The following is an 18,989-nucleotide window of genomic DNA, read 5'->3' as shown; positions in this document are numbered from 1 at the left end:
GGCTCCCTCAGGCGGCTTCGGCGACCGGCACGGCGGCCGAGGCGCGGAAATGCTGGATGGCGGCGCCGACGCCGGAGCCCGGTGCCAGCCTGACGCCGCAATCGAGCAGCGCCATTTCGGCCGCCGACAGCGAAGCGAGCACCATCACTTCGTTCAGCCAGCCGAGATGGCCGATGCGGAAGACCTTGCCCATCACCTTGTTGAGGCCGCCGCCGAGCGAGGTCTGGTAGGTGCGGTAGGCGCGCTTGACGACGTCGCCGCTGTCGATGCCTTCCGGCACCAGAATGGCGCTGACCGTGTCGGAATGCCATTTCGGCGCCTTGGCGCAGAGTTTCAGGCCCCAGGCGTCGACCGCCTTGCGCACGCCTTCGGCCAGGCGATGATGGCGGGCGAAGATGTTGTCCAAGCCTTCCTCGGCAATCAGGTCAAGCGAGGCGCGCAGGCCGCGCAGCAGCTGCGTCGCCGGCGTGTAGGGGAAATAGCCGGCATCGTTGGCGCGGATCATGTCCTCGAAGGAGAAGAAACAGCGCCTGTGGGTGGCGGTCCGTGAAGCGACAAGCGCCTTCTTGCTGACCGAGAGGAAGCCGAGGCCGGCGGGCAGCATGAAACCTTTCTGCGAGCCGCTGACGGCGCAGTCGACGCCCCATTCTTCCTGGCGGAAATCGATCGAGCCGATCGACGACACGCCGTCGACGAAGAGCAGGGCAGGGTGGTTTGCATCATCGAGCGCGGCGCGGCAGCCGGCAACGTCGCTGGTCACACCGGTCGCCGTCTCGTTCTGCGTGCAGAAGACGGCCTTGATGCGATGCGTCTTGTCCGCCTTCAGCCGTTCGGCATAGAGCTCGAGCGGCACGCCGGTGCCCCATTCGCAATCGATGACGTCGACCTCGAAGCCGAGGCGCTCGGCCATGTCGACCCACAGATGCGAGAACTGGCCGAAGCGCGACATCAGCACGCGATCGCCTGGGCTGAGCACATTGGTCATCGCCGCTTCCCAGGCGCCGGTGCCGGAGGAGGGGTAAATGAAGACGCGGCCTGTCTCGTTCTTGAAAACCGCCTTGATGTCCTCGAACAGCGGCAAAGTGAGATCGGGGAAGGACGCGGCGCGCATGTCCTCCATCGGCAGGTTCATCGCCTGCCGGACCTGTTCGGGGATGTTGGTCGGTCCGGGAATGAAAAGATGGGTGAAACCGGCCATGATGCGAACTCCTCCTGATCCAGCAAAGCGGTGGGGGGAGTTTCGTTTCGACGGCTAAAGCCAACAACACCTTGGCGGGTAAGATCTCGCCGCGCGCGGGTGGGGCGAGCCTACCCGGTTGGCCTACCCGAACGGCTGCTTCTGGGTACGCCTCTCTCGCGCGTAGAGCGCGACGGCCATCGCCCGGTTGCGGACGTCGAGCTTGTCGTAGAGATTCTTGAGGTGGTACTTCACCGTATTCTCGGAAATGCCGGTCCGCGTGGCGATCTGCAGATTTGTCCAGCCGTCGGAAAGCACCGCCAGCAGCTCGCGCTCACGCACCGTGAGCTGCGCGAGCGGCGTGTCGTTGACCTTGTTGATGTCGATATAGGGGATGCAGATGCGGCCATGCGCGACGGCCAGGATCGTGTCGAAGATGATGGCCGGATCGTCGAACTGGAAACAGTAACCCTGGGCGCCGAGCCGCACGCATTGTTTCAGGATGCCGATGTCGTGGTCGTTGGAAAAGACGGTGATGCGCACATCGAGCTTGCGGCTCTGTACCTCGGCCAGCACATCGGCGCCGTCCATGTCGGCGAGCTTCCAGCCGACGATGGCGACGTCAAACCCGCCCTTGATAGCCAGATCGAGGAATTGCTTGCCGCTTTGCACGGTGCTCAACAAGTCGAAGCGGCCGTCGCATTCGAGCATTTCGCGCAGCGCCGATATGACGAACGGATTGCGCTCGGCGACGACAATGCGCATGCGCCGGTCGCCAATTGCCTTGCTCGTTTTCCCGGGCTTGCTGTTCAAGGGCCGTTTTTGTCCTGGGCTGGTTGTGCCGCAACTCCGAGGCCAGGTTTCAGGCCTGGTCCCGTATCATGACAATTCTGCCCCAACCGCGCTGGGGTGCTCTTTCCCCCAGCGACATCGGCTGTCGCGCCATCTGAAGCCGGGATTGGCTGGTTTTTGATGGGAGAGGCATTGCCGGGTCAGGCATCCGTGATGCGCTCACCGGGGTGGCGTGGAGCAAGCGTTTCGTTTGATATTCCGTGCCTTAGAGCGATAAGTTCTCAAATCGAATCGCGCCTGCATGCGAGATGCATCGGATTTCCGCGAAACCGATTTCCGCTTTAAGGTCCGATGCTCTAGACCTGAGACATAATTTTTCCGGGATGGCGGGAGGCGCTGGTGGAGGACAAGCAGACGATCTCCGCCAAGGCGGCTGACGACGCCCACGCCGACATCTATGGCGAGGACGGTGCGGTCCTTTCGTCCTTCCTTGCCCAAATCGGGGCTGCGATCGCCGACCGCGATACGTTGGCCCTCAAGCATGAAGTCGACCATCTGCACCAGTCGGAACTTGGCGACCTGATCGAGGCGCTGCATCCCGAACAGCGGCGGGCCCTGGTCGAGCTGCTGGGCGCCGATTTCGACTTTTCCGCGCTGACCGAGGTCGACGAGGCGATCCGCATGGAGATCGTCGACAATCTGCCCAATGCGCAGATCGCGCAGGCGGTGCAGGCACTCGATTCCGACGATGCGGTCTACATTCTCGAAGACCTCGAAAAGGAAGACCAGGACGAGATCCTGTCGCAACTGCCGTTCACAGAACGGATCAGGCTGCGCCGCTCGCTCGACTATCCGGAAGAGACCGCAGGGCGGCGCATGCAGACCGAGTTCGTCGCGGTGCCGCCGTTCTGGACCATCGGCCAGACCATCGACTATATGCGCGAGGACAGGAACCTGCCCGAGCGTTTCAGCCAGATCTTCGTCATCGACCCGACCTTCAAACTGCTCGGCGCCATCGATCTCGACCAGATCCTGCGCACCAAGCGCACGGTCAAGGTCGGAGAGATCATGCACGAGACGCGGCACGCCATTCCGGCGACGATGGACCAGGAAGAAGCGGCGCGCGAATTCGAACAGTACGACCTCTTGTCGGCCGCCGTCGTCGACGAGAACGAGCACCTGGTCGGCGTGCTGACCATCGACGATGTCGTCGACGTCATCCAGCAGGAGGCCGAGGAAGATCTGCTGCGCATGGGCGGCGTCGGCGACGAAGAGCTTTCCGACAGCATTTTTTCGACCTCGCGCTCGCGCGTTCCCTGGCTGCTGATCAATCTGTTGACGGCATTCCTGGCGGCGTCGGTGATCAGCCTGTTCGACCGCACGATCGAGCACATCGTGGCGCTTGCGGTGCTGATGCCGATCGTCGCCGGCATGGGCGGCAATGCCGGTTCGCAGACCATGACCGTTACCGTGCGGGCGCTGGCGACCAAGGATATCGACATCTACAATGCCGGCCGCATCATCCGTCGCGAGATGGGCGTCGGCTTCATCAACGGCGTCGTCTTCGCCATCCTGATCGGCATTGTCGCGGCGGCCTGGTTCCACGATCCCAATCTGGGCGGCATCATAGCGGCGGCGATGATCATCAACATGTTCGTCGCCGCCTTGGCCGGCATCCTTATCCCGCTGCTGCTCGACCGGTTCAAGATCGATCCGGCGGTGGCGTCGGCGGTGTTCGTCACCACGGTCACCGACGTTGTCGGCTTCTTCGCCTTCCTCGGCCTTGCCACCTGGTGGTTCGGCGTCGCGTGAAGGCATAGGCCGCTCTGGGGCACGGAAACTTGTGGTCCGCCGGGCAGGCGGACGATATATGCTTCTGCCTCCGCCAAAATACTGCCCAAGATGGACGGTGTGGCCGGCGGTCCGTGAAATGCCGGATAAATGCACCCACCGTATTTGAATTGAATGATCTGCGTGTCGATTGGCAACAAGGAGGCGCGATGATGGGTGCGGTATCCTTCCGACTTATGACTGCACTGATCTTCGGGATGTTCGCTGTCTGCCCGGCGGCGGCGGATTCCGCCTATTCACAAGCTGATATTTTGCAAGGGCTTAAGTCGGTCGCACTGTTCAATGCGGACTACATGGTGTTGCTGCGCCAGCAGGAACTCGCCTGCGTCAAGGCTTCCACGGCCAACGATGCGAACTGGGCGCGCGAACGTCAGACGTTTGTTTCCGAGGCGCTGCGCAGCGGCTTCGATCGCGCGACGGTCGAAGCGATCGACGCGCGCCTCGCCGGTGGCGATACTTTAAAAGCCGGCCAGACATGCCCCAGCGCGAGAACGCCACGGCCTTGGACCGACTTTGCCCGGACCGTGTTCACGGACGCGTCAAACGGACTGGCTCTTACGGCGTATACGTTTCCGTTAAAACCGCGGACGCTAGATCAACTGGACCAGATCAAAGCACTTGTTCGCGAAAAAGAGCCGATGCGCATAAGGACGGAGCGATGCTTTCAGGCGATCGCACCCGCGATGTTTGCCCTATCTTGGACAAACGGGATCGCCGAGAACATCACTGTGCTGAAGATGATGGCGGACGCCGGCTTTCCGACTTCCGAAATCGCAGACGTTGCTGAAATCCTGGATTTGAAGACGTTCCTGGTCGTTCTGACCAAAGCCGAGGCGGCAAGTATGGTTGACAGTTGCAAGGCCGACACCGGCTGGCAAGAGGATTATACCGTGCGGTTTGACCTGCGGCCACTGGAGCACGGCGTTGCGAAAATTCTCTATGAAGTCCCACAATAACGTCTTCTCATGCCGCGGCGGCAGGACCAGTGAGTCCATCCTCCAGGCGGATGTTTCCGACTTAGCCTCACGCACGTTAAGCCGATGCGATTGCCTTGGGGTGTGGGCCCTGCTCAATTGACTTTTACGTAAATGCCGTGCGAGGCTCGCGCGGGGGCCATGTCGATTCCGGCGGGCAAGGGTTTGGTTCGGGACAGAAGGCGACGCCGCGTGGTGTTGCCCAGGCTTCCGGCATGGAGCGACAATGCGGGAATATTATTCGATCACCGAACTGACCCGCGAATTCGACGTGTCGACGCGGACGCTGCGCTTCTATGAGGATGAGGGGCTGGTGCAACCGGTGCGGCGTGGCCGCACGCGGCTGTTTCGCCCGTCCGACCGCCATCTCATCCGGCAAATCATGCGCGGCAAAAGGCTCGGCTTCTCGATCAACGAAATCCGCGAAATCATCCAGATGTACAAGGAGCCGCCGGGCGAGGTCGGTCAACTCAAGCTGATGATCAAGCGCATCGAGGAAAAGCGCGAGGATCTCCGGCAAAAGCGCCGCGACCTCGAGGAGACGCTCGCCGAACTCGACCAGGCCGAGGAATCCTGCGTCGAGCGGCTGGTGGAGCTCGGCGTCAACACGTAACGCTGTTCAAATCCAGCGGCGCACGCGTTTGGCGTAGTCGCGGTATTTCTTGCCGAACTTCGCCGCCAGCACCTTTTCCTCGCCCTCGATGGCGACCTTCTGCGTGACGAAGGCGGCGATGAACGCCAGCGGCAGGAACCAGACGATCCCCGAGACAAAGGCGACGCCGATCAACAGCAGCGTGTTGGCGAGATACATCGGGTTGCGGGTGATGCCGAAAGGACCTGTGGTGACGAGGTGATCCGGCACTGCGTTGGGGTTAAGCGTTGTCCTGGCCCTGATCATGGTACGGATGGCAGTGAACCAGAGTGCCGCGACGCCGAACAGTGCCACCCAGCCGGCGGCGAACAGGAGGTCGCCGAGAAGGTCGCCGATCCAGGGCAGGGGATAGAAAAGACCGAGGGCGACGCTGATGGCGATGGCGGTGATATAGATCACCGGCGGCCACGGTATCACCCCGGGCTTCGGCTGGGGTTCGGTCATTGAGTTCCTCCCTCGTCCATCTTGTCCTCGGTCTGGGCCGTGCAGCTGGCGGCCAGATCGCCCAGATGCGCCCGGAATTCCGCACTCTGGTCGTTGTTCTCAAGCCGATCAAGCGTGGCCTCGCCCTCGATCGTCGTCAGTATGCAACTGCAATAGCTGGTGCAGAAGGTTGCGTTGCGCGTCTGCTCGCATGAGCGCTGGCAGGTTTTCAGGAAATTGACTTGCGGGGTTTCGACCTGGGCGGGCATGACTTGCGAAAACAGCCAGACGCAGCCGATCAGCAACGGCTGGTGGATCAGGTAGAAGGCGAGGCTGTGGCGGCCGATGAAGAGCAGCGGATTGGCCCAGCGGCCGGGCGCAAGGCTCGCCAGACGCGCTCGCAGGCCGGAGGCGGAAGTGAGTTTCGCCACGCCGATGCCGATAAGCACCGCGCCGAACCATGGAAACAGCGGCACATAGTCGTTGGATCGTGGATTGGTCGCCGATAGGCCGATCCACCATAGCCAGGGATGGTCCAGGGCCTCGAAGCGCAGATAGACGGGCGCAGCGATCACGAGCGCGGCAACGACAAGCGTCAGCAGGGCCGGCAGCCACAGGAAGGCGAGGCCGAGCAGGCTGGCGAGCGCGATCTCATGCAGGATGCCGAAGAAGATGAATCCGTCCGGCGTCGCGATGCGGGTGACCACCGAAATGGCGACCGCGGCACCGGCAACCATTGCAAAGCGCTTCCAAAAACCGTTCCAGCGGATTTGCTGGCCGTGAGCCAGGTACAGGCTGACGCCGACCAGGAACAGGAAAGTCGAGGCGATGCAGCGTGCGTAGATCTTCCACCAGCCAAAAGCGGTGAGGCCTGGATCGGTGTAGCCGAAGAATTCCAGATCCCAGGTGAAATGGTAGCTCGCCATGGCCAGCAGCGCGATGCCGCGCACAATGTCGATGGCGACGATGCGCTTTGATGGCTCCGGAACGGGTGCGGTCGGCGTATGGATGGTCATGGTCTCGCGATCTGATTCAGCCCCGCCTGAGGACTATCACGGTTGGACGGGACAGAAGAAGGCCGGGGCATCGGATCAAGCGCCGCTTTAGGCCAGAGCCGGGAAGCCTTTGACCGGTTTCGCTTTTCGCCGGTTACACGTCGGTTTCCTCTTAATCGTCCGGGAACGACCACGGCAGATTTGGCCGGTGATTCTGCTTTGGGGAAGCAATGTCCACCCATGTCCGCCATCCGATCTGGCTTCCGGCCCTCAAGGCCGCGGATGCGCGCACCTTCGCCTCGCTCTACGCGGTCGAATCCTTCGCCCGCGCCACGGTGTCGAGTGTCATCCCGATCCAGGCCTACGAGATTCTGCACAATGAGCAGATCGTCTCGATCCTCTACACCATCGTGGCGCTGCTCGGCCTGTCCGTGACCTTGTTCATGCCGATGCTGATCCGCCGCTTTGCCCGGCGCTGGGTCTACACGGCAGGCGCCTGCCTCCTTGCAATAGGCTCGCTGTTCTTCGTTACCCACACGCTGGCCGGGCAACTGGCCGGCATGCTGTGCCGTGTGATGGGCGCTAGTGCGCTCTCGATCACGCTCAACCTCTACATCATGGACCACATCCGCAAGACCGACTTCATGCAGGCCGAATCGCTGCGCATGGCGTGGTCGATGCTCGCCTGGACCGGCGGGCCGACGCTCGGCATCTTCCTCTACACGCGCTTCGGCATCTATGCCGCGCATGGTGCGGTGGCGGTGTTCGCGCTGGCGCTATTGGCGCTGTTCTGGACCTATCGGCTTGGCGACAACCCTTCGATCCGGCCCGGCAAGACACGGCCGGCCAATCCGCTCGCCAATATCGGCCGCTTCGTCGCGCAGCCCAGATTGAGGCTTGCCTGGCTGATCGCCTTCGGCCGCTCCTGTTTCTGGACGACGTTCTTCGTCTATGGGCCGCTGTTCATGGTGATCACCGGCGAGGGCAAGCTGGCCGGCGGTCTTCTGGTTTCGGCCGGCAACGCGCTGTTGTTCATGGCGATCTTCTGGGGCAAGGCCGGACAACGCTTTGGCGGCCGGCGCACCATGACATTTGCCTATTTCGCCATGTCGGCAATGCTTCTGGCGGCGGGTGCTGTCGGGGAGAGCGTGCCGCTGCTCACCGGCACTTTCCTGCTGTGTGGCGCCTTCTTCACCATCGCGCTCGATGCGCTGGGTTCGACCGCCTTCATGCGCTCGGTGCGCTCCTATGAGCGGGCGCAGATGGCGGCAGTCTACCGCACCTATCTCGACTTTTCCGAGCTGACGCCGCCGCTGGTCTATTCGGTGGTGCTGGCCTTCTTTGGACTGGGCTCGGTGTTCGTCACGCTCGGGCTGCTGGCGGCGGTTTGCGGGTTTGTCACGTGGCGCTACCTGCCGAAGTCCCTGTGAGGATCAGGCAGAAAGCGCCGCGTGCTGCTCGCGCACCCAGTTGTGGAAGCGGTGCAAGTCGTACTCTTCGGGCATCAGCACGCCGGCGGTGTGACGCATCGAACGCAGGCCCCTCTGGTTGACCTCGCAGATCGCCGCATCCTCTTCCAGCACCTGCGTGCCAAAGGCGACGATGTTGTCGATGTCGGTCGTGGCCAGGGCCTCGGGGGTAAACAGCCATTCGGCGACAAGTTCGGTTTGCTCCGGGCCGAGCGGCACAAGGCGCACGGTCCTGACATAGTCGACATGACCGACGATGAACATCGAGGGCAGGCTGGTGGCGTAGGTCTGGCCGGCGGCGCGTTCGGCTGGCGTCAGGCCTGAGAAGACCGGCCCATGCGTCTTGCCGTCGCGCGACCAGGTCTCGGCCCCGGCGCGCAGGCCGCCGGAAAATTCCGGCGCGTCATTGTCGGCATGGCGCGTCCATTCGGGGTCATCGTGCCGGCTCATCAGGCGCGGCCGTAGATCGGCACCAGCCGTGACAGGTCCTTGTGCACGCCCGGACAGTGCAGGCACTCGTTGAAGTTTTCCCAAAAAATCTTCCAGTTGCAGTGCATCACCTTGCGCAGCACATGGCCTGAGACCAGCGTTTCCAGCGGCCAGTTGCCGAGATTGCCGGAGGCCGGGTCGAAGGAGGCCTGCGCGGAGCCCGCCGCATCCTCCTGCAGATTGATGAAGACGAAACCACGCCACACCGAGAGCGCGACGCGGTAGAGCGGATGGTCGGCCTTGTCGAAACCATCAGGCAACGATTTCGACGGCACGCGCACGAGGTCGCCGCGCAGCGAATAGGACCAGGCGTGGTAGGGGCACGTGATCAGCCGCGCCTTCAGCCGGCCCTCGCTCTCCTGGCAAAGCTGCGAGCCGCGATGCCGGCAGGTGTTGTGGAAGGCGCGCAGCGCGCCGGTGTCGTCGCGCAGCACGATGATGTCCTGCGTGCCGATGCGGAATCGGCGGAAGGCAAGCGGCTGGGCGAGATCGGCCTCGCGGCAGACGAGCAGCCAGTTTTTGTACCAGATGGCATCGAGATCCCGCTGATAGGCTGCTTCATCCCAATAGGCCGATGAAGGCAGCGTCGGTTCGGCCTGGGTCAGGCCGTTGTAGGGGGCGCGCTCGCTGGCAATGGGCTGCATGGCTGGCTTCCAGTGAAGATGCCAGCCGACACCCGGCCAGGAGAATTGTCAATTGTCGCGCCTCGCGACGGCATGGCGCAATCGCGCTGTTTGCCGGCGGAATTTGGTTTGCCGCGTGTCGTGATTTTCCCTATAGTCATGCAGTCGTCGGTTCCGTTTTGGAGCCAAGAGGGAATGCGGTGCGGGCGAAATTCTTGCCCAATGCCGTGGCTGCCCCCGCAACTGTGTGCGGTAGTCCTCTCCATATGCCACTGAAGATTCGTCTTCGGGAAGGTGGAGAAGGGCGCTGATCCGCGAGCCAGGAGACCTGCCGACGACGGCAAAACTGACAGGCCCTCGGGTGGAGGGTGAAAGGACAAGATATGAATACCGCTTCCGTCTCCCTCGGCGCCTCCGTCTCCTCGCAGTCGCGCTTCATGCAGCTGGCGCTCGCCGCGCTGCTCGGCATTTTCGTGATGGGCTTTGTCGGCTTTTCGCATATCGATGCGGTCCACAATGCGGCTCACGACTATCGCCATTCGATGGCGTTTCCCTGCCACTGACCAGGATCTGACATCATGAACCTGTTTCGCAACGTCGTGTTCATCGCGGCGATCGCAGGGCTCGTGGCCGGCGTCATCCTCGCCTGCATGCAGGCCTATGCCACTGTGCCGCTGATCCTGAAGGCGGAAGTCTACGAACAGGCCGGCGGCGGCCATAAGCACGACCATGCCGCGGCCCCGGCCGCGGCGGATACCACTGCCATGAGTACGGCCGCCCCGGCGGGGAATGCCATGAGCACTGCGGCGCCGGCCCCGGCTGAAGTGACTGCTCCGGCGAAAGACGAGGGTTGGGCGCCGGCAGACGGTTTCGAGCGTTTCGCCTTCAGCGTGCTTGCCAATATCGTCACCGGCATCGGCTTCGCGCTGATCCTGGTCGCGGTTTCGGAATTCGCCGGCGGCATCGGCAATTGGCGCCAGGGCGTATTCTGGGGCCTGGCCGGCTTTGCCGTGTTCACGCTGGCGCCTGGTCTCGGCCTACCGCCGGAACTGCCGGCCATGCCGGCGGCCGATCTCTTGCCGCGCCAGATCTGGTGGTGGGCAACGGTGGCGGCAACCGCGGCTGGTCTCGGCCTGATCGCGTTCCGCAAGTCACTGCCGCTCGCCATCCTTGCCGTGGCGCTGATCGTTGCCCCGCACATCGTCGGCGCGCCACAGCCCGACAGCTTCGAGACGGCGATTCCGGAAGGGTTGCATCACCAGTTCGTGGTGGCGGTGACGGTGACCAACCTGGTGTTCTGGCTGGTGCTCGGCGCCGTCGTCGGCGTGGTGCGCGGACGCTTCACCGGCACCGCGACCAGCCTGCGCGACAGCTTTGCCTGATCGCAACAAGCTGACGTTCATCATCGGCGGCGCGCGCTCCGGCAAGAGCGCGCATGCCGAAACCCTGGCGACGGCGTTGCCGTCACCATGGGCCTATATCGCCACGGCTGAGGCCTACGACAGCGAAATGCGCGAGCGCATCGCGCTGCACCGCTCGCGGCGCGGCGAGGGCTGGATGACTATCGACGCACCGCTCGATCTCGCCGGCGCGCTCGAGGCCTTGCCCGACAACCAGCCGGTGCTGGTCGACTGCCTGACACTGTGGCTGACCAATCACATGCTGGCCGATCACGACGTTGGAGCCGAATGCCGGCGGCTGGCGGATGTGCTGTCACGGCCACGCGGGCCCTGGTTCGTGGTGTCCAACGAAGTCGGGCAAGGCATCGTGCCGGACAATGCCTTGGCGCGCCGTTTTCGCGATGATGCCGGAAGGCTCAACCAGCAGGTCGCGGCGATTGCCGATACGGTGCTGCTGATGGTGGCGGGGCTGCCGCTCAAGGTGAAATGACATGACCGACATCGACAATAAGGACGAGGAGCGCCACCGCGCCAAGATGGCCAAGCGCAAGGCGGTGCAGGACGCCGAGGTGGCCAGCAAGACGGTCGAGAAGGGGCTGCTCATTGTCAACACCGGCCCGGGTAAGGGCAAGACCACGGCCGCCTTCGGCCTGGCGCTCAGAATGCTCGGCTATGGCAAGCGCGTCGGCGTCGTCCAGTTCATCAAGGGCAAGTGGCACACCGGCGAGAAGGATGCGTTTGCTGCCTTCGGCGACCGCGTCGTCTGGCATGCAATGGGCGAGGGTTTTACCTGGGAGACGCAGGATCTGAAGCGCGACATCGCGGCGGCCGAGGCTGCCTGGGCCAAGGCGCTGGAGTTGATCGCCGATCCGTCGATCAGCCTAGTCGTGCTCGACGAGCTCAACATCGCGCTGCGCTACGACTATCTCGATCTCGAAAAGGTGGTTGCGGCGCTGAAAGCGCGGCGCGAAGGCCTGCATGTCGTCGTCACCGGCCGCAACGCCAAGCCGGCGCTGGTCGAGGCCGCTGATCTGGTCACCGAGATGGGCGTGACCAAGCACCATTTTTCGGCGGGCGTGAAAGCGCAGCAGGGGATCGAGTTTTGAGATCTGTTGTCCCCTTTGTGGGTAAGCGTTCAAGTCAGGTCGCCAAACGCTCCCAGCGGGGCTCCCTTCCTTTCCCTCCGGAGGGGGAAGGTGGCGCTGCGAAGCAGCGACGGATTGGGGGAAGGCGGTTATCGAACGCGCGGTCTCAGACAGGCAAGCGCGACCCGGCGGGTGCGAAAACGCGACTGCCGAGCTGGTCGACCCCCACTCCGTCTCGGCTTCGCCGAGCCACCTCTCCCCCGATCGACGGGGGAGAGGAAAGGCGCGAACCTGTTGTAGCCCGGCTCCCATCCTCCCCTTCGAGAGCGAACTCACGAGGGGTGAGGTTAGGCCAGAATAACGACGACCGAGACCACCGCGAACAGCACGATAAGCAGATAATCGGCGACGTGGTAGAGTTTCAGTGCTTGCCTGATGTCGTCGCTATCGACGTCGCGGCGGCCGCCTTCGCCCATAAAGACATCGTCGACCACGATGCCGCCATAGCTGCGTGGCCCGGCAAGTGCCAGGCCAAGCGCGCCGGCCATGGCCGCTTCCGGCCAGCCGGCATTGGGCGAGCGGTGTTTTTTCGCATCGCGCCGCACCGCCTGCCATGAACTGCTGGCGTCGGCTCCCTTGACCAGGAAAGCCGCCAGCACGATCAGCAGCGCCGTCAGCCTTGATGCCGGCAGGTTGATCCAGTCGTCGAAGCGCGCCGCCGCCCAGCCGAAGGCCTCATGGCGCGGGGTGCGGTGGCCGATCATCGAATCGGCGGTGTTGGCGGCCTTGTAGGCAGCGCCGCCGGCCAATCCGCCGACACCGGTCCAGAAGGCAGGGGCGACGATGCCGTCGGAAAAATTCTCGGCCAAGCTTTCGATCGCCGCACGGCAGATGGCGGCCCTGTCGAGCGCTTCGGGATCGCGGCCGACGATTCTCGAGACGGCAACACGGCCCATGGCGAGGCCGGCGCTGTCGAGCGCATCGGCCACGGCCTCGACGTGCTCGTAGAGGCTCTTCTGCGACAGCAGCGATGTCGCCAGAAGGGCGGCGATGAAAAATCCCAGGGGAACGAACCAGAGCAGGACAAGCTGTACGCCGAGGCCGACCACCGCGGGCACCAGCACGATGACCAGCAGCGCCTGGACACCGCGTTGGCGACGCAGCGCGTCGGGATCAGTGGCGCGGTTGAGCCTGCGATCGAGAAAGGATATCAGCCTGCCGAACCACGTTACGGGATGGCCGATGGCGCGGAACAGCCAGTCCGGGTAACCCAGGACACGTTCGACGGCCAATGACAGGAAAGCGATCAGGACTGACATGAAGCTTCTTGAAGGAGCGGTGGACCATGGTGGAAGTCTTGGCCGGGCGAGGGCGCTTTTCCCCAACGCCGTGCTGCCTTTCGTCGACCTCTCGACCGGTATCAACCCGCACTCCTACCCGTTTTTCGACCTGCCCGCCACCTCGCTGTCGCGATTGCCGGAAGCCACGCGGATTCACGAGCTGACAGAAATCGCGGCTAGAACCTATGGCGCGCCGTCGCCAGCCAATGTCGTCGCGGCACCCGGCACGCAGATCCTGCTGCCGCGCGTGGCGTCGCTGGTCAGGCCCGGCAAGGCATTGGTGCTGGGGCCGACCTATGCCGAACATGCCCGTGCCGCGGCAATCGCCGGGCACGAGGTGGCCGAAGTCAGCGATTTTGTGGCACTGGCGCAGGCTGACCTTGCCATCATCGTCAATCCGAACAATCCCGATGGTCGCGTCATCGAGCACGACCGGCTGCTGGTTCTGGCCGCCGGATTGCGCGCCAGAGGCGGGCTGCTGGTCGTCGACGAAGCGTTCATGGATGTCGGCCCGCGTGAACACAGCCTTGCCGGTGATGTCGATCAAGGCGGCATCGTCGTGCTGCGCTCGTTCGGCAAGTTCTTTGGCCTGGCCGGCCTGCGGCTTGGCTTCGCGCTTTCCGATGCCGCAACCGTAGAATTGCTGGAAACGCAATTCGGCCCGTGGGCCGTCGCCGGCCCAACGCTGGAATATGGTATTCGCGCGCTTGCCGATATTGGCTGGCAGGACGCAATGCGGGCATCGCTTGCCGAGGCAGCCGCGCAGCTTGACGCATTGTTCGGCCGTTTCGACGTGCCTGTCGCGGGCGGCACCACGTTGTTCCGCTATGTCAGCCTGCCGGATGCGGCCGGCCTGTTTTCAGCGCTTGGCGAGCGCGGCGTCCTGCTTCGGCATTTCTCCGACCGACCGCATGTCCTGCGCGCCGGCCTGCCGGGGAGTGAGCTGGAATGGCAGCGGCTCGAATCGGCCCTTGCCGAATGGGCGACGCGGCGCGAGGATCGACAAAAAGGTTCAAAACCATGATCCATGTCTGCTCGCTAGCGAAGATAGAGGAAACGGTGGCCAGGACCGGTGCCGACCGCATGCTGTCGCTGCTCTCCGTCGGAACCGATGTGACGCGTCCGGCCTCGATATCGAGCGAAAACCATCTGCACCTGGTCATGCACGATATCGCGGTGGCGCAGGACGGCATGACCATGCCGGGCGAGGAGCATGTCCGCAACCTGCTCGATTTCGCCCGCCGCTGGGATCGGACAAAGCCTATGGTCGTGCATTGCTATGCCGGCATCAGCCGCTCGACCGCTTCGGCCTACATCATCGTCGCCGCACTCGCGCCAAAACGCGACGAGGCCGAACTGGCCCGGACATTGCGGGCGCTGTCGCCCTCGGCAACACCCAACCCTCGGCTCATTGCCGTGGCCGATGCGCTGCTTGAGCGCAATGGCCGCATGATCGAGGCGATCCAGTCGATCGGGCGCGGCGCCGACGCCTTCGAAGGCACGCCCTTCGAGCTTAAAATAGACGGTTAGTTACTTCAGCCAGTTGGCCAGCTTCGCCTTGCGCACATCCCTGAGCAGGCTGATGAAACCATCAGCCTGATGCTCTGCCGTCAGCCGGCCTTTTTCAGCCGTAGCGATGCTGGCGTCGCCGACCACGCCGTTCGGGTTGAGGTCGCTGGCGATCCAGGCAAAGGCGTGGGTGCCTGTGTGGCGCAGGAGCGCGAATTCCTTCTCGGCCCTCGCAACATTGGAAACGAAATTGTCGGCCTTGCCCATGTCGACGAGGTCCGGCCGGAAATGCAGCATCAAAGAGGTCTCGACATCGCCGCCATGGATGCCGTGGCGGTCCTCGAGCTCGGTATACATGCCGGCCGGTCGGCCAAAACGCTGCCAACTCGTCTTCACGGCCAGCATCTTTTCGCGCACCCGCAATTCGCGCGTGATGATGCCCATGATCTCTTCATTGCCGCCATGCGAATTGACGACGATGAGCTTACGCACGCCGGCGCGCGCGATGGACACGCCAAGTTCGGTCCAGGCCTCGACCAGCGTCGTTGCCGGCAAAGTGAGGGTGCCCGGCGCATGCAGATGCTCGTTCGACTTGCCGACCGCCTGGACCGGCAGGATGCGGATGTCGAGATCGTCGGGCAGGCGCGAAATGACCGTGTCGAGCATGCCGTTCATGATCGAGGTGTCGGTCGAAACAGGCAGATGCGGTCCATGCTGCTCGATCGCCGCCACCGGCAGAACGGCGATCGTCGCCTCCGGATCGATCGAGGCATATTCTGTGGTCCGGTAGTCGCCCCACCAGACGCGTCTTTTGGCTACAGTCATGTCATTTCTCTTCGATGTACGGCCAGACCTAGCGCGGTACAGGCTTCCTGTCGATCACCCGGCAGCGATGGCCTCGACTTCGACCTTGAACTCTGGTCGGGCAAAGCCGGAAACGATCATCAGCGTCGAGGCCGGCGCAGGGCTCGAAAACAGCCGGTCGCGGACATCCATATAGGGCCGCAGATGCGCGCGGTCGGTAACGTAGGCGTTGATGCGCACGATATCCCCGAGCCCCAATCCCGCCTCTGCAAGGATCGCCTCGATGTTGCGGAAGCAGAGCTCTGCCTGGGCGCCGGCGTCCTCGGGAATCTGGTCGTCCGCCGTGATCGCGACCTGGCCAGAGCACAGCACCAGCCGCTTGCCCGCCGGCACTTCGACGCCGTGGCTGTAGCGGGCAAAGGGCGGCTTGATCGACTTCGGGGTGAGGAATCTGAACATGGCAATCTCCTGGATACCGTCAGCCTAAGACGGCATTCACTACAGCTTCAAGACGGCCGTGCATGGCGCTGGCGCGATTGTGGACAGGCGTTCAAAAAATAGGCACGATGCCTCCGGTGCAGCACGACCTTTCCGGCTTTCGCAGATGGCTGTGGTGCAGGCGGGCGGTTCCCGGCGCGAGACGCCGGTGGCATGTGTCTTGCTTCTTGAATCTTTGGTGTCGAGCCTGGCGCGTGGCGCCGGAGCAAACAGAGGGTGGTTGTCGATGTACGCAAAACAGAAGATCTCGGTGGCGGTGGTGGCCTTGCTGGCGGCCAGCACGCTGGGGGCCGCGGCGAATGAAAAAGTCACCTTCGGCACCAACTGGCTGGCCGAACCGGAACATGGCGGCTACTACCAGGCCGTGGCGGACGGCACCTATGCCGCCTGCGGCCTCGACGTCACCATCATGCAGGGTGGCCCGCAGGTCAGCGGCCGGCCGATGCTTTTGGCCGGCAAGATTGATTTCTACATGGGCGGCAATCTGCTGTCGGCCTTCGATGCCGTCCAGCAAGGCATTCCGATGCGCGTGGTGGCCGCCGATTTCCAGAAGGACCCGCAGGTCATCATGTCCCATCCTGGCGAGGGGCTGGATAAGTGGGAGGATCTGAAGAACGCCGACCAGTACATTCTGGGTGATGAAGGCGTGCAGACCTTCTTCCAGTGGATGGTCACCGCGCTCGGCTTCGACGCTGCCAAGCGCGCGCCCTACACCTACAACACCGCTCCGTTCCTCGCGAACAAGAAGTCGATCCAGCAGGGCTATGTCACTTCGGAACCTTTCGCGGTCAAGAAGGAAGGCGGCTTCGTGCCGAACCAGTTCCTGCTCGCCGACTATGGCTGGGACACCTATTCGACGACGATCGAGGTGATGCAGGACACGATCGACAAGAAGCCGGAGGTCGTCCAGTGCTTCGTCGATGGCTCGGCCAAGGGCTGGTACAAATATCTCTACGGCGACAACAAGGCCGCCAACGACATGATCAAGAAAGACAATCCTGACATGACGGACGACCAGATCGCCTTCTCCATCGACCAGATGAAGAAGTTCGGCCTTGCCGATTCGGGCGACACGGAAAAGCTCGGCATCGGCGCCATGACCGACGCGCGGGTCAAGAGCTTCTACGACAAGATGGTCAAGGCCAAGGTCACGCCTGAAGGCATCGACATCACGAAGGCCTACACGCTGGCCTTCGTCAACAAGGGCGTCGGGCTCGACCTGAAGAAATAGGCCAGCCTGGGCATGATAGGGGAAAAAGTGGCGCGAGCGCCGGCATCGGACGTCGCTCCGACCTTGCTGGCGCTGCGCGGCGTCGGCAAGGTGTTTTCCAACGGCGTGACGGCGTTGAGCAATGTCGACCTGACGATCCGGGAAGGCGATTTCCTCAGCCTGCTCGGGCCGTCCGGCTGCGGCAAGTCGACGGCGCTGCGGCTGATTGCCGGCCTGTCGACGCCGACCTCCGGCGTGCTCGACTGGCGCGGCGGCGGCTCGCTCGACCGCGCCAATATCGGCTTCGTCTTCCAGGAGCCGACGCTGCTGCCTTGGGCCAGCGTCTTCGACAATGTCTGGCTGCCGCTCAGGCTGAAAGGCATTTCCCGCGCCAAGGCTGCGCCGGCGATCACTGAGATGCTGGCGCGGGTTCATCTGACCGGCTTCGAGGACGCCGTGCCGCGCGAATTGTCCGGCGGCATGAAGATGCGGGTGTCGATCGCGCGTGCCATGGTGACCAAGCCGCGCGTGCTGTTGATGGACGAGCCGTTCGCGGCACTGGACGAGATCACTCGCTTCAAGCTCAACAATGACCTGCTGGAGCTGTGGCAGGACGAACGCTTCACCGTCGTCTTCGTCACCCACAGCGTGTTTGAAAGCGTGTTTCTTTCGAACCGCGTCGTGGTCATGGCGGCGCGGCCGGGCAGGGTGTTCGACGAACTCGCCATCGAGGCCTCCTATCCGCGCGACGAGGTGTTTCGCACCTCGCCCGACTATGCAGCCCTTTGCCGTCAGGCTTCCGACGTGCTGGTCAATGCCATCAACTCAACCGCGGGCGCGCATCATGACGGCCATTGACGATAGGGTGCTCAAGCTCGACCCCGAGGAAGCACGGCGTGTGCGCCAGGAGCGGTTCGAGCGCATCGGCCGCTGGGTTCTGCCGCTGGCGATTATGATCCTGGCGATCTGCCTGTGGGACCGCATCTGTGTCTGGAACGAGATCCCGCAATACATCCTGCCGCGCCCGGGCGTGGTGCTGCAGACGCTCTACAACGATGCCGGCCTTTTGTTCTCCTCGCTGCTGGTCACCTTGCGCATCACCTTCCTCAGCCTGGCTTTGGCCGTCATCGGCGGCGTCGGCCTGTCGGTGCTGTTCGCGCAATCGAAATGGGTCGAGATGTCGTTCTTCCCGTTCGCCATCGTGCTGCAGGTGACGCCGATCGTGGCGATCTTTCCGCTGATCAACATCTATGTGAACAACCAGACCACCAAGCTTCTGCTCTGCGCCTGGATCGTCGCTTTCTTCCCGATCCTGTCCAACACCACGCTCGGCCTGAACTCCGTCGACCGCAATCTGCGCGACCTGTTCAAGCTCAACGGCGCGACGCGCTGGCAGCAGCTGCGCTATCTCCGCCTGCCGGCGGCGATGCCGTATTTCCTCGGCGGGTTGAAGATCGCCGGCGGCCTGTCGCTGATCGGCGCCGTGGTGGCCGAGTTCGTCGCCGGCACCACCGGCCAGTCGTCGGGGCTCGCCTCGCGCATCATCGAGGCCGGCTACCGGCTCAACGCGCCAAGGCTGTTCGCGGCGCTGTTCCTCATCTCGCTGACCGGCATCCTGATCTTCCTCGTGCTGTCGCTGATCTCGCATCTCATTCTGCGGCGCTGGCACGAGAGCGCACTGAAGCAGGAGCGGTAGGG

General features: G+C 63.3%; 22 protein-coding genes and 1 riboswitch. Of the genes, 13 read left to right on the top strand and 9 right to left on the bottom strand.

Annotated elements, in window-relative coordinates; translation table 11 throughout:
• Positions 1-7: 7 nt before the first annotated feature.
• Positions 8-1,198, bottom strand: coding sequence for an aminotransferase class V-fold PLP-dependent enzyme (locus tag HB778_RS00265; protein WP_183460530.1), 1,191 nt, complete (start codon positions 1,196-1,198; stop codon positions 8-10).
• A gap of 123 nt (positions 1,199-1,321) precedes the next feature.
• The gene (locus HB778_RS00260) at positions 1,322-1,942 is read right to left on the bottom strand and encodes a response regulator transcription factor (protein WP_183460528.1); all 621 of its coding nucleotides are present in this window, start codon (positions 1,940-1,942) and stop codon (positions 1,322-1,324) included.
• A gap of 426 nt (positions 1,943-2,368) precedes the next feature.
• Between HB778_RS00260 and mgtE the strand changes: the two genes are divergently transcribed.
• From mgtE to HB778_RS00245, 3 genes are all read left to right on the top strand, one after another.
• The gene (gene mgtE, locus HB778_RS00255; protein ID WP_183460526.1) at positions 2,369-3,781 is read left to right on the top strand and encodes a magnesium transporter; all 1,413 of its coding nucleotides are present in this window, start codon (positions 2,369-2,371) and stop codon (positions 3,779-3,781) included.
• 215 nt (positions 3,782-3,996) lie between these two features.
• Entirely contained in the window at positions 3,997-4,776 is a 780-nt protein-coding gene (locus tag HB778_RS00250) for a hypothetical protein (protein WP_183460524.1), read from the top strand.
• Positions 4,777-5,020: 244 nt separating this feature from the next.
• A complete protein-coding gene (locus HB778_RS00245; RefSeq protein WP_006203215.1) occupies positions 5,021-5,407 on the top strand; it encodes a MerR family transcriptional regulator in 387 nt (128 codons plus the stop codon).
• Between the two features lie 6 nt (positions 5,408-5,413).
• Here HB778_RS00245 and HB778_RS00240 read toward each other — a convergent pair whose 3' ends face one another.
• Both HB778_RS00240 and HB778_RS00235 read right to left on the bottom strand, forming a co-directional pair.
• Entirely contained in the window at positions 5,414-5,890 is a 477-nt protein-coding gene (locus HB778_RS00240; protein WP_183460522.1) for a methyltransferase family protein, read from the bottom strand.
• The gene (locus HB778_RS00235; RefSeq protein WP_183460520.1) at positions 5,887-6,885 is read right to left on the bottom strand and encodes a heparan-alpha-glucosaminide N-acetyltransferase; all 999 of its coding nucleotides are present in this window, start codon (positions 6,883-6,885) and stop codon (positions 5,887-5,889) included. The genes HB778_RS00240 and HB778_RS00235 overlap by 4 nt, the downstream gene beginning before the upstream one ends.
• Positions 6,886-7,094: 209 nt before the next feature.
• On the opposite strand from HB778_RS00235, the gene HB778_RS00230 reads away from it, so the two are divergent.
• The gene (locus HB778_RS00230; protein ID WP_095204059.1) at positions 7,095-8,294 is read left to right on the top strand and encodes an MFS transporter; all 1,200 of its coding nucleotides are present in this window, start codon (positions 7,095-7,097) and stop codon (positions 8,292-8,294) included.
• A 3-nt stretch (positions 8,295-8,297) separates the two neighbouring features.
• Here HB778_RS00230 and HB778_RS42700 read toward each other — a convergent pair whose 3' ends face one another.
• Complete coding sequence (locus tag HB778_RS42700) at positions 8,298-8,783, bottom strand: SRPBCC family protein (RefSeq protein WP_280515944.1); 486 nt, start codon at positions 8,781-8,783, stop codon at positions 8,298-8,300.
• The gene (locus tag HB778_RS42695; protein WP_280515943.1) at positions 8,783-9,466 is read right to left on the bottom strand and encodes an aromatic ring-hydroxylating oxygenase subunit alpha; all 684 of its coding nucleotides are present in this window, start codon (positions 9,464-9,466) and stop codon (positions 8,783-8,785) included. The genes HB778_RS42700 and HB778_RS42695 overlap by 1 nt, the downstream gene beginning before the upstream one ends.
• Positions 9,467-9,597: 131 nt before the next feature.
• Positions 9,598-9,795: riboswitch (cobalamin riboswitch) on the top strand.
• A gap of 33 nt (positions 9,796-9,828) precedes the next feature.
• Here HB778_RS42695 and HB778_RS00220 point away from each other — a divergent pair.
• From HB778_RS00220 to cobO, 4 genes are read left to right on the top strand one after another with little or no spacing between them, the layout of a single operon-like run.
• Entirely contained in the window at positions 9,829-10,008 is a 180-nt protein-coding gene (locus HB778_RS00220; RefSeq protein WP_183460518.1) for a CbtB domain-containing protein, read from the top strand.
• 15 nt (positions 10,009-10,023) lie between these two features.
• Entirely contained in the window at positions 10,024-10,827 is an 804-nt protein-coding gene (locus HB778_RS00215; RefSeq protein WP_095204057.1) for a CbtA family protein, read from the top strand.
• Entirely contained in the window at positions 10,820-11,335 is a 516-nt protein-coding gene (gene cobU / locus HB778_RS00210; RefSeq protein ID WP_183460516.1) for a bifunctional adenosylcobinamide kinase/adenosylcobinamide-phosphate guanylyltransferase, read from the top strand. Before HB778_RS00215 ends, cobU begins: the two co-directional genes overlap by 8 nt.
• Before the next feature lies 1 nt (position 11,336).
• The gene (cobO, locus tag HB778_RS00205; RefSeq protein ID WP_183460514.1) at positions 11,337-11,951 is read left to right on the top strand and encodes a cob(I)yrinic acid a,c-diamide adenosyltransferase; all 615 of its coding nucleotides are present in this window, start codon (positions 11,337-11,339) and stop codon (positions 11,949-11,951) included.
• Positions 11,952-12,277: 326 nt separating this feature from the next.
• Here cobO and cbiB read toward each other — a convergent pair whose 3' ends face one another.
• The gene (gene cbiB, locus HB778_RS00200) at positions 12,278-13,249 is read right to left on the bottom strand and encodes an adenosylcobinamide-phosphate synthase CbiB (RefSeq protein ID WP_183460512.1); all 972 of its coding nucleotides are present in this window, start codon (positions 13,247-13,249) and stop codon (positions 12,278-12,280) included.
• Here cbiB and cobD point away from each other — a divergent pair.
• Together cobD and HB778_RS00190 are read left to right on the top strand one after the other, a co-directional pair.
• Positions 13,248-14,294, top strand: a complete 1,047-nt coding sequence (gene cobD, locus HB778_RS00195; RefSeq protein ID WP_183460510.1) for a threonine-phosphate decarboxylase CobD — start codon at positions 13,248-13,250, stop codon at positions 14,292-14,294. The two genes, cbiB and cobD, sit on opposite strands and share 2 nt — an antisense overlap.
• Positions 14,291-14,800: a tyrosine phosphatase family protein gene (locus tag HB778_RS00190; RefSeq protein WP_183460508.1), complete on the top strand. Its 510-nt coding sequence runs from the start codon at positions 14,291-14,293 to the stop codon at positions 14,798-14,800. Before cobD ends, HB778_RS00190 begins: the two co-directional genes overlap by 4 nt.
• On the opposite strand, the gene HB778_RS00185 is transcribed toward HB778_RS00190, so the two are convergent.
• A complete protein-coding gene (locus tag HB778_RS00185) occupies positions 14,801-15,604 on the bottom strand; it encodes a creatininase family protein (protein WP_183460506.1) in 804 nt (267 codons plus the stop codon).
• A gap of 54 nt (positions 15,605-15,658) precedes the next feature.
• On the bottom strand, positions 15,659-16,042 hold the full coding sequence (locus tag HB778_RS00180; protein WP_183460504.1) for a RidA family protein: 384 nt from the start codon (positions 16,040-16,042) through the stop codon (positions 15,659-15,661).
• Between the two features lie 265 nt (positions 16,043-16,307).
• Between HB778_RS00180 and HB778_RS00175 the strand changes: the two genes are divergently transcribed.
• From HB778_RS00175 to HB778_RS00165, 3 genes are read left to right on the top strand one after another with little or no spacing between them, the layout of a single operon-like run.
• Positions 16,308-17,312 (top strand): ABC transporter substrate-binding protein, encoded by a 1,005-nt coding sequence (locus tag HB778_RS00175; protein WP_183460502.1) that lies wholly within the window; start codon positions 16,308-16,310, stop codon positions 17,310-17,312.
• 12 nt (positions 17,313-17,324) lie between these two features.
• A complete protein-coding gene (locus HB778_RS00170; protein WP_183460500.1) occupies positions 17,325-18,149 on the top strand; it encodes an ABC transporter ATP-binding protein in 825 nt (274 codons plus the stop codon).
• A complete protein-coding gene (locus HB778_RS00165) occupies positions 18,136-18,987 on the top strand; it encodes an ABC transporter permease (RefSeq protein WP_183460498.1) in 852 nt (283 codons plus the stop codon). Before HB778_RS00170 ends, HB778_RS00165 begins: the two co-directional genes overlap by 14 nt.
• Positions 18,988-18,989: the final 2 nt, after the last annotated feature.

Origin of the sequence: Mesorhizobium huakuii, assembly GCF_014189455.1 — a bacterium.
GTDB lineage: Bacteria > Pseudomonadota > Alphaproteobacteria > Rhizobiales > Rhizobiaceae > Mesorhizobium > Mesorhizobium huakuii_A.
This window is presented reverse-complemented; position numbering and strand designations above follow the sequence as displayed.